Below are 16084 nucleotides of genomic sequence, written 5' to 3'. Positions count from 1 at the left end.
GGCCGCCACTCGTGCGGCCACCGGTCAGGCGGCCCACGCTTTCCGCCCGATCACTCATCCACACCTGCGGGCGTAGTCATGGCCCCCGCACGCCATCATCCCGCCCGCACTTCTCCGGAGAACTATCCGTGACGCATGACCCGCACCACGCCGACGCCACCATCGACCAGCCGCTGACACTGACGAAGTCGACTACGCTGACGGAACGTTTGCGGCGGGCGTTCGGACGGGCTGCTCCTGGCGGAGCCAGTAGTACCCCGAGTCCGACTCATGGCCGGTCTTCGGGGGTCTCCGCCCCGGGGGTGGCGGAGACGGCCCAGCGCCAGGGGGCGCCGGACCGGGAAGTCGGGGGCGAGGGCGGCCCCGCCCCGGACACGCTCCACACCGTCCAGCGCGAGATCCTCCGCCCCGTTCGTGCCGCCGAGACTGCCGTCGGCGAGCCCGCCGTGAAGAGCGCACAGCCCACGATCCGCCGTTTCACCGGCAGCAAGCGCACCGTCCGCGTCGGCCCGCTGCGCTTCACCGGTGACGAGCACGCAGGGCTCCAAGAGGCTGCCATCGAGCATGGCTACAAGGGCGATTCCGGTTTCGCCGCCGACGTCGTCCTCGCCTTCGTCACCGGCCGGTTCACCGCCAACCTGCCACTGTCCGAGGACCGCCGCCGCACGCACCACTTCCGCGCCCAGGTCCTGCGTCAGCTCAACCGGATCGGCGTCAACGTCAACCAGATCGCCCGTGCCCTCAACAGTGACCGCACCCCGCCCGACGTACGTGAGCGCCTCGACGAGCTGCACCACCTGCTCTCCCTGATCGCCGAGGCCATGCGCGAGCCCGCCGACCCGACGGAGGTCTGACCGAAATGATCGCTGCCATCAAACCGGCCGGGTCCAACACCCGCGGGCTACTCGCCTACCTCTATGGCCGCGGAACCCACGACGAACACCTCGATCCGCACATCGTCGCCGCCTTCGCGATGCTCGCCATGCCCGACCCCGGCCGCAACGAGATGGCCACCCTGACCGAACTCGGCCACTACCTGGATGAGCCCGTCCGGCTACGCAACAGCGAGTTCGGCAAGCCGGTCACCGACCACGTCTGGCACTGCCCTGTCCGCGCCGCGCCCGAGGACCGCCACCTCTCCGACGCCGAGTGGGGCGAGATCGCCCGGCGCATCGTGGCTGCCGCCGGCATCTCTCCCGAAGACGACAACCTTGCCTGCCGTTGGATCGCCGTACGCCACGCTGACGACCACATCCACATCCTCGCCACTACCGTCCGCGAAGACGGCCGCCGCCCCAAACTCCACGACAGCGGTATACGCGTCGGCGACGAGTGCCGCGAGATCGAGAAGGACTACGGGCTGCGCCAGCTCAAGAAGGGCGACCGCACCGGCACCCGACGCCCCACCCAGGCCGAGATGCACAAGGCCGAACGCCTCGGCTGGGAGCAGACCAGCCAACAGTGGCTCGAAGACCGAATCCGCGCCGCCATCCCGCATGTCACCGACGCCGAGGAACTGCTCGCCTACCTCGAAGCCGACGACGTCCTAGTCAAGCCCAAGCGCGGGCCGTCCGGCGATCTCCTCGGTTATGCCGTCGGCCGCCCCGGCGACCTCAACAAGGACGGCGCGCAGATCTACAAGCCAGGCGGGAAGGTCGCCCCCGACCTCTCCCTGCCCAAGCTGAAGACGCGCCTGGAAACCAGCCAGCCGGAGGAACACCCCACCGCCCGCCGCAACCGGCCCACAACCCCCTGGCACCAGGCCACCGACGCCCTCGACACCCTCCACAGCGAGCTCGCCGACACCAGCACTGGTGACGAAGGCGGAGACGCGCGAGTTCAGGCTCACATCGCGGCCCTTGGCGAACTGATGGAAGCCACCGCGCAGAAGGCCCCAGCGGATCTGCGCGTCGAACTCCAGGCCGCGTCCAAGGCGTTCGCCCGAGCCCAGCGCTCTCAGATCCGAGCCGAAGACCGCGCCGCCGACACCGTACGCATCGCCGCCCGCGACATCGTCCACACCGCCACCGGCCCGGACGGCAGCGCCCTCGCCGCCCTGCTCGCAGCCCTCGTCTGGGCGACCATCGTCGCCGGACGCTGGCACGAGGCGAAGCACCACGCCCACCAGGCCGACGCCGCCCGCCGGGCTGTCCAGCACCTCCAGGTCGCCGCCGACCACGCCCTTGTCCCCACACTCGCTGAACTGGAACGCCGCCAGCCGAAACAAGAGGCCCGCCGCACTCTGGCCGGCGACGTCCGCGCAGTCGTCCCCGACCACGCCGAGCGGATCCTCACCGACGCCGGCTGGCCCGCACTCGCTACGGTCCTCGCCGACGCCGAGGCACGCGGCCACCAACCCCACCAACTGCTCAGGGAGGCCGCCGCGCAGCGCGAACTGGCCACCGCCCGCCAGCCCGCCCGCGTCCTGATCACCCGTATCCAGCACACCGGCCGCAACCCCGTACCCAACCGCCGTGCCGAAGCCGCTCGACGGCGCTCGACCACCGGGACATGGCCTGCGGGAAGCGCGACCTCTGCACCGCAGCAGGCCGGCCCTGCCGCCACCCCAGGACGGAACAACCGCCCCCGGCGGTAGTAGCCCGCCTGTGGCCAAGTGGGCTCCGGACTGGTCACGGCGTCCACTCGGTCGCGTACGACCATTGAGCTCTCGTCGGCCGTCAGATCTGCTCAGGGCGGCACTACGGCCGATCGGGAGCGAACTCTGCCTGCACTTTCCGCTGCCCAACGCTACGGTTTCGGCCATGCGGGAGGTGGAGTATGAGAGCTACGGCTGTCCGCTGGAGGACTACCAGCTCACCCGAGCCGATCACCGACAGCAGAAGCAGTGGGAGGACATCAGACGTCGCGTGGAGAAGCAGGCCGCTGAGGAGAAGGCCGAAGAGCGGGCAGACCCTGTGCTCGCAGCAGGTCGCCGTGCTGTCGTAGTCAAGGTGCTGGAGATGCTGCATAGCTGCCCGACGCCTGAGCGCGACATCATGCGGTGGCGCATACGGCTCTATTGCGGCCACATCGTCGAGACTCGGCGGCATCGTGAGAATGGCAAGCCCACGCTGCACGGCTCGTCGTCAGAGCGATGCCCGGAGTGCGGCAAGGACCCATCAGGGATCGTGGCCTTCGAGCCCATCGGGCTGGCCGGTCAACCGCCCTCTCCTCCGAAGCCAGCGGCTTCTCCGCCTCCGAAAAAGCCGACCCGTGCGGAGCTTGAACGACGTGTAGCCGCACTGGAGAGGGAGAACGAGCGTCTCCGCTCGCAGGGGAGCGAGGGATAACTTCCCCGCTCAGCAGCGGAGTTGCCAACCCATGCCCGGGTGGCGGTCACTTCAGCGTGGTGTCCAGGTGCTGCTGCACCGGCTCGAAGAGCCCGTACGGCACGTAGCCGGGGATATCGGAGAGGGCCACCCACGCGAGCTCGGCAAGCTCTTCGGTGTCCGCAACGTACGCCGTACCGCCAGCAACCTCGCAGGTGACGTTCTCCATGACGACCAGACACCAAACAGGCTCCGAATCACTGCCGCGGCTCGCGCAGTGATCGGTCAGCGGACGTGGTGTGCCGGCGTTCCTCCGGCACACCACCAGCCGATGTGTTCGACGTCAGGTGAACGAGACCGCACCTATGGCCAGAAGCAGTGCCAAGGCGAGCAGGGAATCCGCCGACCGGCAAGGGCGAATGCTCCGGGTCGTCTTCTCTTCCGCTCCTGAATCCGTTGGATTCCTCTTTCTTGCGAACTCGACCTGAATCTCCTCCGCAGCTCGTTGACTGGTCTTGAAGAAGGCGTCGACCAGCGAGCCACCGAAGGCGAAGGGCCGGACACTCCCCGCTCGGTGGGTCTCGATTTCCAGCCCACCACCAGAAGCCGTGTGCACTCCGCGCACATCCCGATAGGGAACCAGATAGGCCATGATGGGATTCTCGACCAGAATCGCGTCATCCAGGAGGACTATCCGGCAGCTTCCGATCCTGCGGAAAAGGGCCGTGATCGCCGAGATGACCGCTGCCACAAGTAGCGCATCGCGGTAGTTCTCGTGAGCCAAGAAAGACAGCAGGGCCAGAAGGTACAGGGCCCACAGGAAGCCAATTCCGCTCCAGCTCAGGACAGGCCAGGAGCGACGACGCAGAACGCGCCGCCGATCCTGGGCCTGAAGCCGATCCCGCATCATTGCTCAACACCCTCTGCCAGACAGTGCACTAGCGTTGCCGGCGCCGCAGAACCCCCATGAGAGCTGCGAGTTCACGCCGACGTTCAGGGCGGTTCTACCGGTGTCGACCACGCTGGCCGAGTAGGTGACGACACCCTTGCGGCCACCGCCGACTCCGGCGCCGAATCCCAGTTTCGTTCTGTACGCCGGAACCTTAACAGTGGCTCGTTCGATCGCGTTCCCGGTGAAGGCGCCGCGCCAGCTCCCGGCCCCCATCGCCCGAGCGGCACCACCCGCCACGACGCCACCACCGACGGTCCAGGCCAGGGTTTTGCCGTATCCGGCCCAGTCCATCGTGCCGGTTTTGAACGCGTCGCCGGCGTATGAGGCCGTGGCTCCGGCCACCCCGATGATCACGCATGCTCCTGCCGAGACCACGAGACATGCTCCGAACCCGACGACGGTGATGCCGAGCTTGATGTCCTCCCAATGGTCACCGACCCATTGCCCGACATCGGAGTTCTTGACGCTGTCCCATGCGCCTCCCCAGTCGCCGTTCTTGAGGCTCCCCCAGAAGCCGTCGTCCTTCTTGGGCGCGGGACCCGGGTTGGGCGGGGTGGTCTTGAGCCAGCCCTTGGGCGCCGGTGTCGAGGGCAGGGTGAGGTTGCGGCGGCCCGGGGTGCCTCCGAGGCCGGTGGGCTTCATGCCCTTGACGAGCGTGGGGCGCTTTCCGCAGCGGCAGGCTCGTACTGGGCCCTCGCTGCTGCTGGTGGCCTTCTTGCCAGTGCTGACCGGAATGCCGCCCCGGCACGTGATGCCATACTTCTGCGGCTCGTTGCACTCGGGGACGCCGAGGCCCGACGGGTCGGCGACGGTCGCCGGGTTCTGGACGGCGTAGCTGTAGCCGTTGAGGGTCTGCCCCACGCCCGTCTGCAGGAGCGGGTCGACGCTGAGGAACTGCCCGATCCCGGGATCGTACTGGCGTGCGTCGACGTGGGTGAGACCTGTGCCGGTGTCGGTGGTCTTGCCGAGGAACCCCTTGTCGTCGGGCCACGCCGACCCGCTGCCGCTGCCCCTGGATGCGCCGAACAGGGTCATGTAGCGCCGGGTGAACGTCTGGTCCGTGGCATTGATGGCGAGGGTGGCCGTGCCGTGCTGGTCCGCGGCCAGATAGCTCAGCTCGTTGGCGCCGCTCTCATTGGACCGGACGGCGACGGTCAGGCCGCCCGAGCCGTAGTGGCGCTGGGCCCAGGTGCTGCCGTTCGCCCGCAGGTGCAGCTCGGTCGCACCAACGTACAGGACGCGTTCCCCGCCCTCGGTGGCGCGGATGAGGAGGTCGCCGTCGGCGCCGTACAGGTAGTCGGTGGTCTTGCCGTTTTCGGTGAGGGTGTTCAGCCTGCCCTCGTCGGACCAGAGCAGGTCTTGGGTGGCAGTGCCGTCGGGACGGCTGGTGGTGTTGCCGGTGCTGTCGAACTCGTAGGCGCGCACCGGGGCGGTGCAGTCCGCCTCGGTGCTGGTGCCGGTCAGTGTGTGCGGCTGGCTCTCCTTCTCGTAGCAGTAGGTCGTGGTGGTGTTTCCTGTGCTGGCGTGTGTGGTTTCCGTGGTGCGCTGGCCGGCGTCGTTGTAGGTGTAGCTCGTCCAGTACGGTGCCCGCCCGCCCACGCTGCTCGCACCGCGGGGGTCGGAGCACTTCTGCGAAGACGGCGTCCATGCCTCGGTCAGACGCTGGTGGCCGTCATAGGCGAAGCACTGGGTGTCCGCCGCGGCCGTGCCGCCGAGGGTGCTGGTGTCGGCAATGGAGGTGACGGTGCCCGCCTGGTCGTAGGTGTAGATGAGGTTCTGCAGCTTGTACGGGTGGGTCTGGTCCGTGACGTAGCTTCCGAGGAGCCGTCCGGTGCCCTCCTCCCAGGTGTTAGCAACGTACGCCTTCTTGTGCTCCTCGGTGTTCGCGGTGCCGAGCACGAGCTGCTTGGCTTGACCGAGGGCGGAGTAGTCGACGTCGAGGAGGTAGCCGGTGCTGCCGCCGACGGAGGTGACCTGGCCGGTGCCGGTGTAGCCGTAGTCGACGATCTCCGAGGGCAGGCCGCCGAGTGCGGGCTCCTTGGCGCTCTGGAGGGTGCCGTCGATGTTGTAGTTGCTCTCGAACTGAAGGGTGGTCGCGCCCGCCGCGGCGAGTGGGTCGGAGTCCGGCAGGGTCAGTTCGGTGGTGGTGGGCCGGAACAGGCTGTCGTAGGCAGTGACTGTCTCGGTGTACGCCTTGCCCGTCGCGCCGCCGACGTAGCGGGTACTCGCGTCCGGCAGGCCCTTGAGCAGAGTGTCGTAGGTGAAGGCCGTCAGCTGGTTGGCGTCGGTCTCTGAGCCGGTCCAGGTGCCCGTCGTGCGGCCGAGCACGTCGTAGCCGGTGATGATGCTCTTGCCACGGGAGTCGGTGGTCTGGGTGAGCCGGTCCAGCTTGTCGTAGTCGAGTTCGGTCGCGCCTTTGTCCGGGTCGTCCACGTCGGCCTCGCGGCCGAACAGGTCGTATGTGTAAGTCCACTTGGCGCCGTCGGGACCTGTGACCTGGGACTGCTGGTCGTCCAGCGTGTACTGGAACTTGGTGGTTGCGTACGAGGCCGTCCCCGCGCCGCCGCCGAACTGAGGGTCGGCCGGGCTCGTGCCCGTGTACTGGCGGGTCTCGACGGTCCGGCTGCGGGCGTCGGTGATGGTGCGGGTTGCGGAGCCGCCCTGGACGGCGGTGGTGGCGGTGGAGTCACCGGTGTAACTGGTGGTGGTCGACCACTTCTTCACCCCGTACACGTACAGGGAGTTGGTGGTCGGCCGCTCCGCGCCGTCGTACACCGTCTCGGTCTGGGTGGGTGCCTCGCCGTACTCCTCGCGCGTGTAGGTGCCGTTGGGGGTGGCTGTGCTGTCGAAGATGTCCTCGTACGTCTCGTAGGCCAGTCCGCGTGTGTCGTAGCGGGTGTCGGTGAGCACCCGCCCGCCGAGCGGGGTGGGGGTCTGGTTCTGGAGCGGGCGCATCATCGAGTCGTACAGCTCGTAGGCGGTGTTGTAGGTCTCGCCGTCCTTCTTGAGGGTCGAGGTGGACACCCAGGACGGCTCAGTGCTGCTGATCCGGTACTTGAAGGTGGTGTTCGCGCTGTAGCCAGCGGCCTTGTTGCGGTTGGGCTGCCAGACCGCGGTCAGCCGGCCGAGGGCGTCGTAGGTGGTCTCGGTCTTTTTCAGGTTGGCGTCATACACGCGCAGGGGCTGGCCGTGCCTGGGGTCCAGGAAGCTGGTGACTTTGTGGCCCTTGGGATTGGTGACGATCGTCTTGGTCAGCGGCCCTGCGGCAACGGGGGTGTAGCCGGTGTTGGTGGTGTTGCCGTCGGCGTCGGTGACGTCAGCTGGGCGGCCGAGGGTGTCGTACGTGGTGGTCGAGGTCGTTTGCCAGCCCGAGGCCGCGCGCAGTCCGTCCGAGCCGGCGGTGGCGGCGTATCCGGTGGCGCGGCCGGTCCAGGTGGCCGCACCCTTGGTGGGCGCCTGAGAAGAGGACCAGGAGGTGGCGGAGCCGTTGTCGTAGACGGTGGCGGTATCGGACAGGACATCGCCGCGGGTCTCCGGGTTCGCCGGCAGGCTCAGGCTCGTGTCGGTCACCGAGCAGGACTGGCCGACCGTCCGGATACGGGAGACCAGGTCGGTGATGCCGGCCGTGTCGTTGCGGGCGTACCAGGTGCGGGTGCAGGTCTGGTCGCCGCCCTTGCCGGCCTCACCGGAGTCGTCGACGGTGACGGGCATGCCGTAGTCGTCGTACGTCGTGGCGATCGCGCGGGCACGCCAGGTCTGCGTGGCGGTCAGATACTGGTGGGTGGTGGTCTTGGCCGTGCGAACGTAGCGGGCCACGTGGTCGGCTGCGTCGGGTGCGCTCTGGCGTCCGGTCTCCTTCGACCACGGGTCGGTGACCTCGACCGTGATCGGTGTCGAGCCGTTGTAGGTGACGTGCTCGCGGCGCGTGCCCGCGTACTGGTCGCTGTCGGTGATGCTGGCGACCCCTATCGACGGGGAGGCCAGCGGGGTGAGTGTGACCGAGCGGGTGGTGCCGTCCTTCTTCTTGTCGCCGTGCATGCCCTGCATGTAGAGCGAGACGGTCTTGGAGCGCGTGGTGCTCGTGGCTCCTGTGTAGACGGTGACCTGGCGGTAGCCGCGCCAGTCGGACCAGGTGCGCTCGGCGTTCGGGGTGAAGGGGTCGTCGCTGTGGTGCCAGGCGGCGCCGCTGTAGTCGTAGGCGTACTCGACCGCGTCGTTGTTGCCCGCCGGGTCCGTGACGACGACGGCTTCGACCCGGTACTTGTGGAACCAGTCCACCGACGCCTCGGAGGAGCCGTTGATGTTCCAGTACTTCGGGTAGCACGAGCGGGTGTTGGCGTCCTCGGCTGCGCCGGTCACCTCGCTGCGCACACACTCCGGCGAGGACAGGGTCACCGTGGTGATCGACCCGGTCTCCGAGGTGACCGTGGAGATACGGGGCCTGGTCAGCGGCAGGATGTCGTCGGTGCCATCGACCCGGTTCTCCCGCCACTGGTAGGTGAACGAGACCGGGTTGAGGGCGATGGCGGTGTCACCGGCCTTGGCGGTCCGCCGAATCGACTTCAGGGTCAGGACGTGGTCGGAAGTGTCGCCGATGTCACCACCGTCCAGGTACTCCTGCGTGAAGTCCCAGGAGTCCACCGAGTCGTAGGCGCTGGTGGCGGCGTTCCACGAGGAGGTGGCGATGCCGGTCAGGCGCTTGCGGGAGAAGAACGAGGGGCCGCTGCCCAGGCAGTCGGTGTCCCCGTCGGTGCAGATCGCGTCGAAGGGGACGTCAGGCCAGTTCTTTGCGGTGTCGTTGGTCAGTGATGAGCAGTCCGAGGCGGTGCAGCGCTCAGCGTGGCTGAAAGTGACCTTGGCGTCGGCGTCGTCGGTGAACAGCGCGCCCTTGCGAAGACCGTACTTGATCTCCTTCAGGTAGCCGCCGCGTGTGTAGGCGGCGTTGGCCGTGGTGGCCTTGTTCTTCTTGTAGTGGTTGGTCTCTTTGGCGTACCAGTACGTCGAGGCGTTGGCGTGGGTGTCCTCAACGTAGTCGAGGTTCCACCGCCACGCCTGGGTCACGGAGCGGTCGGCGAAGGAGTCGCCGTTGCCGTAGCCGGGCTCGCCGGAGTCGTCGCCGAAGACCGGGACGGTCCAGGTGGAGTTGGTGCGCTGGTCGGCGGCGCCGTCGAGCTTGTTCAGACCCAAGACGTACTTGGTGCCGTCGCCGGTGGTGACGGTCCAGTACTCGCCGTTGTCATCGCCGTTGTCAGCACCGGTCGAGCGGGTCACCGTGGAGGCGTCGTCGTTCTCCAGCCGCCAGGTGCTCTCCCAGGTGCCGGACTTCTTCACCAGGCGGGTCGACTTGCCGTTCAGGACCAGCTGGGCGTTGTCGTACGTCCAGCAGTGGTCGAAGACGTCCTCGTGGCCGTCGTCGTCGCACGAGCCGTAGGACCGCTCGATGTAGGACTCGGTCAGGCTGAAGCCCTCACCGACCGCGCTGCCCTGGTTGTTGGTGGTGGCGGTGCGGCCGTCGACGCTGCCCGAGTCGTAGGACAGGGACAGTTCCGGCGTCGGTCCCGCTGCAGCGGGCGGCATGTTGAAGTCGTGATTCCAGCTGAACGAACCGGAGTTGTCGCCTGCCTCCCAGGAGGAGGACTCCGACAGTTCGGTGGCCGAGTAGTCGCCGGCGCCCGACGGGGATTCGCCCGCCCCAGGGTCAGCCGCGGTCACGGCGAACACCGCTGTCTCCGCAGTGACCGCGTCCGCCAGCTGTACCGAGGGGCCGTCACTGGTCCCCGCCAGTGGCACGGAGGCGGTGATGGTCTGGTCGGCAAGGTCGTTGTCGGACTTGACCGGGGTGGCGGTGCGGCACGCGGCCTTCTCCGGCGTGTCCAGGGCACAGCCGGGGAGCCGCACCAGGCGCAGCCGGGAGGCCCAGCCGCCGCCGATCGACGAGGCGAAGCCGCTGTAGTCGATGTCGAGTTCGGCCTGCCCTGCCTCGTCCGCCTCGACGGTCAGCAGCACACCGGTGATGCCGGCGTCCCTGGCGGCTTTCTGGTCAAGGACCGTGATCCGTGCGGTGGTGCCGGATTCGGCGCCGTTCTTGCTTCCGGCGGGAGCGATGCTGACGGGAAGGCCGCCGGGCTCCGCCTGGGCGCGCTTGCCAGCGTCCAGCTCGACGCGGACGTCACCCTGCTCGGGCCAGGCCGCCTCCCGCTCCGCACGGGCTTGCCGGGCGCGTTCTGCGTTGGCCTTCTTGTCCTTGGCGACCTTCGCGCGGGCTTCCTTCGCGCCGGGCCCGTCGACTTCCTTGACCTTGCTCACCCGCTGATCGGGAACGTCCGGTCGGCCGAGTCCCTTGTCGGCGGCCTGTGCCATCGGGGCCAGTCCGGTCGGGACCATCAGAGACAGGGCCAGGGCCGTCACGATCGTCCCGACACACGCTCTACTCCCCACCCGCAATCTGCTTGATGTGCCTATGCCAAAAGCCATGATTGTCCGCTCCCACCCCGTTATTCCGCGTCATGAAAGGCTGACAGAGCCGCGAAAGGCCGACAAATGATGTGCCGTGGTGCTTCGGTGCGGCGCTGCAACGGCAGCGCCGCACCGCCCCTCCGTGAAGGTCAGTCGCCTACGCGGACCTCGACCTGCTCCGGGCTCGCCATCGCCCCTGCCCACAGGCGCACTTCAGAGACACGGGCGGGCAGGTAGTGCCGCCATGTGCCGTCGGTGAAGCCCTTGCCGATAGCGAACTCCCCGGTGCCCAGCTGGACGGTGAACGCCTTCGCGTCGCCGTTCTGCCCGTAGCCCAGATAGAGGCTGATCGTGCCGTACAGCGAGTCGTAGATGCCGGTCAGCCGCACCGGGCTGTCCAGAGCAGCCACTTCATCGGAGACGACGGATGAGAAGGTCCCGTCAGCGTTCAGGCGACCGAAGTGCCAGACGCCGACCGGCATCGTGGTCTCCTCCAGCGTTTCCTCATCCAGGACCGTGTCCTTACCGGTCAGCTCGTACCAGAAGCCCCAGGCCGAGCCATCTTCCGTACGCTGGCCCAGGACCTGGCCGGTGTATCCGATGTCCTTGCTCAGCAACTTCGTGGAGTCCAGCTCGACGAGCGTGGACACGGTGAAGGGGGCATGGTCGTACACCAGCGGGCCCGGGGCCGTGGCCGCGTCATCCACTCCGTCCAGGACGATGGCCTCGTCGCTGAGGGCGGCGCCGCCAGCCAGGGTCAGACTCCTGCCGTAGCCGGACGTGGTGTCCGCCACGGTCGTTCCGCTTCCCCGAGCGGCGTTCCAGTCAGCCACCAACTCCACGCCGGCGAACTTCTCCGAGACCAACAGCCGTGTCTCGTCCGCGATCTCCTCGTGCGTCAGGACTCGCTGCCAGACAGCGACTTCGTCGATCGAGCCCTGAAAGTACATGCCGGGACCGGAGCTGTACTGGTGTCGGCCGAAGTCGAGCGGCGCAGTCGACGGGTATGAACCCTCCACGGTCTGCCCGTTGTACTGTCGTCGGCCGTCCACATAGAGCATGAGCTCGCCGGTCGCCGCATCGTAGGTACCCGCCAGGTGCGCCCATACGCCGACCTGCGCCGGATAGTAAGCGTACTGGCCGTAGTACCAGTCGGTCTGGCCCGGCTGGCGGATGCCGAAGAACCAGGTCTTCTTGCTGGCCGAGTACTCCAGGGTGAACGGGCTGCTGACACTGTCTTTCGTTGAGAGCACTGCTGCATTGCGGTCGTCGCGCTCCAGCCGGACCCACGCCGACACTGTGAACGCCGACCGGGTCTCAAGCACCGGCCCGCTGGTCGCCGCGTAGGCAGTGCTGCCGTTCAGCGACAGCCCCTTGTCCGTGATCGCGTCCTCCAGAGGCTGTCCCTCGGCGTCGTGTGTGATCAGTCCGCGCCGCCCTCGGTCATCGCGCACGGCACCGCCGCCCAGAACCGCGTCGTCGTTACCGTCGGAAGTGGCTGAGTCGACGGCGACTCCGCTCGCCTCGCCGAAGTGCCAGCGGCCGACCGGTCCCTCACCCGCGGCGACGAGGAAGTCCACCACGTTCTGCGCACCCCAGCGACCCACGCTGTCCTTCGCCCGCACATACAGGCTGTATGTGCCGGAGCGGTCGGGCGTGATGTCCTTCGACACGGTCAATCCGTTGATCGCCGTTGACCAGGCGTCCGCGGAGGACAGCTTGTACTGGTAGGCGTTGTTCGAGTCACCCGTGGCCGGGGCGAAGCTGAAGGTTCCCTTCTGGCCAGGACCGCCTCCGGCCGCACATGTCGTGTCGATGCAGGCGGAGTACGGGCTGCCTACGGTGATCTTCGGGGCCTTGGGTGCGGTCGGGTCGACCTTGAAGTAGCACCAGCCGGTCGTCGAGGCGTTCGACGGCCCCGAGAGGTAGCTGCCGCCGCTGTTGTAGTACGAACGCACCCAGGCCCGGTACCGGTACAACTTGCCCTCGGTCAGCGTCGACCAGGACTTGGTCAGCTTCACACCGTCGCCCACATACCCGGTGGAGGGGCTCAGATCACCGTTGCCCGCCGTGGTGTCCGACCACGTGCTGTCGCTGTTCTTGTGGTCAAGGTCGAAGTAGACCCGCAACTGAGCGTCCTTCTCACCGCCCGACGCGGTCTGCGCCGTCGCCGTCAGGGACGGGGTCGGGTCGGAGACGACCGCAGGGTCCGACTCGGCCGTCTCACACACCGTGCCCGAGCCGGTCACCAGGCCGATGCTCGTGGGCTTGGCAGGCAGGCCGACGAAGTCGACCGCCAGCACGGCATCGTTCTTGAACCGTTTCCACGCGCTGGTGTCCGACTCGTCCTTCGCCCGGACCTCCAGCGTGAGCCGGGAGAACTTACCCGCCGCGAAGCTCCGAACCGTCGGCGTCAGGTTCTCGTTCGTCTCCTCCGGGTTGTCGTTGAACTCGATTGGCGCATCGGGGGAGTTCGGATCGCACAGCGAGCCGCGACCCGCCGACACATGCCGGTCCCCCATCAGGTCAAGCGCCTTGGGCCGCGAGGACCAGGTGGTGGAGGAGGAGATATTGTTCGTGCGCACCAGATCCACCCAGCGCGGATCGCACTGGAACGCCCACGGCTCGGTCACCCGGAACGTGGCGTCCAGGACCTGCTTGCCCTTCAGGCTCGCCGGCGAGAACTCGAAGTACAGCCGCTGCACATACCCCGGCCCGCAGTAATAGCCGCTCCACGTACCGCACTTGCCCGCACCCTTGCCCAGGCCGTCGTCCCCGTTGCCCCAGCCGTACGACTCATAGCCGTCACTGCGCAGCAGCGTCCGCTCGGACTCGCCCCAGGTCACCGTCGGGTCGATGTACAGCGGAAACGCCGAAGCCTCCGTCCCGGCCAGCATCTCCGCGTCCGGGATCACCGTCAGCGCGTCGTCGGAGACCTTCACATCCATCGTGGTAACGGTGTCCCCCGCGCCAGGTTCAGCGCCCTCCGCGGAAGACGCACCCACCTCGGCGGGATCCGAGCCCTCAACGTCCGAGGCTGCCGCCAGGGACATCGGCTGCGCACCGGATGCCGTGCCGGCGGAGTCCCACATCTGGGCGGGCGGAGCCCGGAAGACACGGTTTCCGTCGTCGTCGATCGCTGTGAGATTGCCCGCCTTCCCCTTGAGCAGACTCAGGCCGGTCGCCTTCAACGAGTAGTCGACCTGCTTCAGCTCCTCCTGAGCCGCAGCCTCAGGAGACTTCACCACCAGCACATGACGGAACCCCTCCATAGATGCCGTGACCTTCAGATCAACGCCCGGAAGCACGTCGGCGTACACCGCGCTGGCCCCGTCCAGCTCCGGCTCGGGGAGCTTGCCCGGCCAACCCAACTGGAGCGACCGTCCCCGATCGGAGATCTTCACCAGCGGCTCGGCGTCCCCACCGCCGGAGAACTCCATCTCGACCGCCGCGGCCTTCGGCACCACCGTGCCGTCCCCACGGACCTCCAAGGTGGCGTCCGGCGCCTGCCAGCCCCCACCCACCGTGGGCACCCGCACGGGAACCGCAGACTCCTCCAGCGTGAAGGTGAAACCGTCCGGGTTGGCGAAAACCGTCGTACGTTCCGACCGCTCTCCCGTAACCTCGACCCGCTTCCCCGACTCCTGCGCCTCGGCGAGCGCCTTCTGCCCCTCCGACAGCGATGGCTGGGCCTCGTCCGCCACCGCCTGGGAAACCGGCCCCCAAGCAGGCAGAGCTGCCAAAACTGCCGCCGCAGCCACAGCCGAACCCAGCGTCCGTATCGGTCTTCCGTGCACGCCGCCAGCACGGCGCCCCCGTCTCAAGCTCACAACCCCACCCCAAGTTCACGACCCAGTCATGACTTTTGCTTGGCGCAATTTTTGCCATGCACATGAGAATGGAAACGTTGTGTGATGAATCTGTGACCGAAGGGGGCAGTGGTGCAGTGTGGCTGCATCTGGGCGGCGCTTCCATAAGAGCTACTCCTGCACCCGGCGAAGGGTGCGCAAGTTGCTGGTCCTTTGGCTCCTGGTGCCGACCCCGGCCAGGCAGGCGGCCGACCGTGACGAGCATGCGAGCACCGGATGAAGGGAGAAGACCCGGCCGCAGGCGGAAGCCTCTCGGCGGCACCGACGCGCGGCTCGTCCTCCATGACGCCACCCATGTCCCGCGACTGGAACTGGAGAGCGCTGCGGCAAGAGCCTACGCAACGCCGGTCGGGAACATCCGCGCGTGAGCGATGCGTGAGCGGATAGCCGAACAGCAGCCGTCACGGCCAGTACCGAAGATCATGCTGGGCAGCACTGACCTGCAAGGACAGCACCACCCAGCACGAACGAGCACCCAGGCCCAGGGATTCGATCCCACTCGTAATGCGTGGGCCTTGGGTACTGCGGTGGCTGTGGTCCGCTGAAGGAGCCGGTTTCGGTGGGGTTATGGTGATCGGCCAGGTGGCGCAGGTGCCAGAAGCGTGGACCACCGGCACCCCCGAGGGTTGCAGTTTGGGTTGCATTCGCCTCTGTTCAGAGGCGTCCTGGGTGCTTCCATCGGGCCCTCTCGGCCCAGGTCAGGACGTTGACGGGCCGCCCCGAACACCCGGACGAACATTTGGAAAGCGTGTTGGGGGCAACCCCTCACGAGTTCGAATCTCGTATCCTCCGCCATTGCTCTCACCGGGCAATACGTCGAAGGGCCCCACCCCTTGCGGTGGGGCCCTTCGACGTTGTCCGTCTCGGTTCAGGACGAGCCGTCCGGCCACGCCACCGTTCACGGATCCGGGCCCTACCGACTGGTTCACCGACCCCGCTACGCCGCGCTGAGACAAGACGTACGGACCGAGCTCACATGCCGACGTCAGGTTCTTGGGCGTCGGCTACTCTGCGGCGAGGCGCACTCTGTCGCCGCAGAGTTTCGCCATCTCGTCGATGTCCGAGGTGAGCATGACGACCGGGCGGCTCTGTCGAAGCGCCATCTCGGCCACGGCGGCGTCGATGGCGTATTTGTGACCATGAAGCCCGGCATTGATCAGCATGGCCGAGGCGGCCTCGGCCTCCTCGTCACCGATGTGCACGATCCGCACGCGGTTGATGCGATGCCAACTACACGCAGTTGAGAGAGCAACATAGACCACGTGGTACGTGTTCACAGCAAGCCTGCGAACATCGTCAACTGGGCTGCGATCGTGGCGAGTTGGCAGCAAGCCGCGATCGGCCTTGCGTCCGCTGTCCGGGCATGGACCCGCCCGATGGCGCGTGGACCCGCCGCCGGCTACGCGGGGGAGGTGAAGGAGTTCCCGTCGGGCACTCGTGGGCCACCCCACTGCGCCCCCGGAAGCGGGACAGGAACCCAATCCGGGCCACGACGATCCAGCCACCACCTGCCGATGGTGTGGAACTTCTCCTCGAAC

The 16084-nt window shown here is 67.6% G+C and carries 6 protein-coding genes and 2 pseudogenes; 3 read left to right on the top strand and 5 right to left on the bottom strand.

Annotated elements, in window-relative coordinates:
- Window positions 1-302 precede the first annotated feature (302 nt).
- From OG507_RS21520 to OG507_RS21510, 3 genes are all read left to right on the top strand, one after another.
- Window positions 303-854, top strand: coding sequence for a MobC family plasmid mobilization relaxosome protein (locus OG507_RS21520; protein ID WP_327368829.1), 552 nt, complete (start codon window positions 303-305; stop codon window positions 852-854).
- Between the two features lie 5 nt (window positions 855-859).
- Window positions 860-2596, top strand: a complete 1737-nt coding sequence (locus OG507_RS21515; protein WP_327368828.1) for a relaxase/mobilization nuclease domain-containing protein — start codon at window positions 860-862, stop codon at window positions 2594-2596.
- 166 nt (window positions 2597-2762) lie between these two features.
- Window positions 2763-3290 (top strand): hypothetical protein, encoded by a 528-nt coding sequence (locus OG507_RS21510; RefSeq protein WP_327368827.1) that lies wholly within the window; start codon window positions 2763-2765, stop codon window positions 3288-3290.
- A 46-nt stretch (window positions 3291-3336) separates the two neighbouring features.
- Here the strand turns inward: OG507_RS21510 and OG507_RS21505 are convergent.
- From OG507_RS21505 to OG507_RS21485, 5 genes and pseudogenes are all read right to left on the bottom strand, one after another.
- Window positions 3337-3477, bottom strand: a pseudogene (locus OG507_RS21505) (NUDIX hydrolase); the annotation flags it as partial.
- A gap of 135 nt (window positions 3478-3612) precedes the next feature.
- A complete protein-coding gene (locus OG507_RS21500; RefSeq protein ID WP_327368826.1) occupies window positions 3613-4179 on the bottom strand; it encodes a hypothetical protein in 567 nt (188 codons plus the stop codon).
- Window positions 4180-4182: 3 nt separating this feature from the next.
- Entirely contained in the window at window positions 4183-10605 is a 6423-nt protein-coding gene (locus tag OG507_RS21495) for an RHS repeat-associated core domain-containing protein (RefSeq protein WP_327372047.1), read from the bottom strand.
- A gap of 221 nt (window positions 10606-10826) precedes the next feature.
- A complete protein-coding gene (locus tag OG507_RS21490; protein ID WP_327368825.1) occupies window positions 10827-14381 on the bottom strand; it encodes a LamG-like jellyroll fold domain-containing protein in 3555 nt (1184 codons plus the stop codon).
- 1169 nt (window positions 14382-15550) lie between these two features.
- Window positions 15551-15748, bottom strand: a pseudogene (locus OG507_RS21485) (DNA-binding protein); the annotation flags it as partial.
- Window positions 15749-16084: the final 336 nt, after the last annotated feature.

Origin of the sequence: Streptomyces sp. NBC_01217 (genome assembly GCF_035994185.1) — a bacterium.
In the GTDB taxonomy this organism is placed as follows: domain Bacteria; phylum Actinomycetota; class Actinomycetes; order Streptomycetales; family Streptomycetaceae; genus Streptomyces.
The sequence above is the reverse complement of the archived record's forward strand: the minus strand, read 5'-3'. Positions and strand labels throughout refer to the sequence as shown.

Excerpts from the sequence above, each read along its gene's own strand:
- OG507_RS21510 (WP_327368827.1), top strand. The coding sequence starts at position 2,763 with ATGCGGGAGGTGGAGTATGAGAGCTACGGCTGTCCGCTGGAGGACTAC.
- OG507_RS21495 (WP_327372047.1), bottom strand. The coding sequence starts at position 10,605 with ATGGTCCCGACCGGACTGGCCCCGATGGCACAGGCCGCCGACAAGGGA.
- OG507_RS21515 (WP_327368828.1), top strand. The coding sequence starts at position 860 with ATGATCGCTGCCATCAAACCGGCCGGGTCCAACACCCGCGGGCTACTC.
- OG507_RS21500 (WP_327368826.1), bottom strand. The coding sequence starts at position 4,179 with ATGATGCGGGATCGGCTTCAGGCCCAGGATCGGCGGCGCGTTCTGCGT.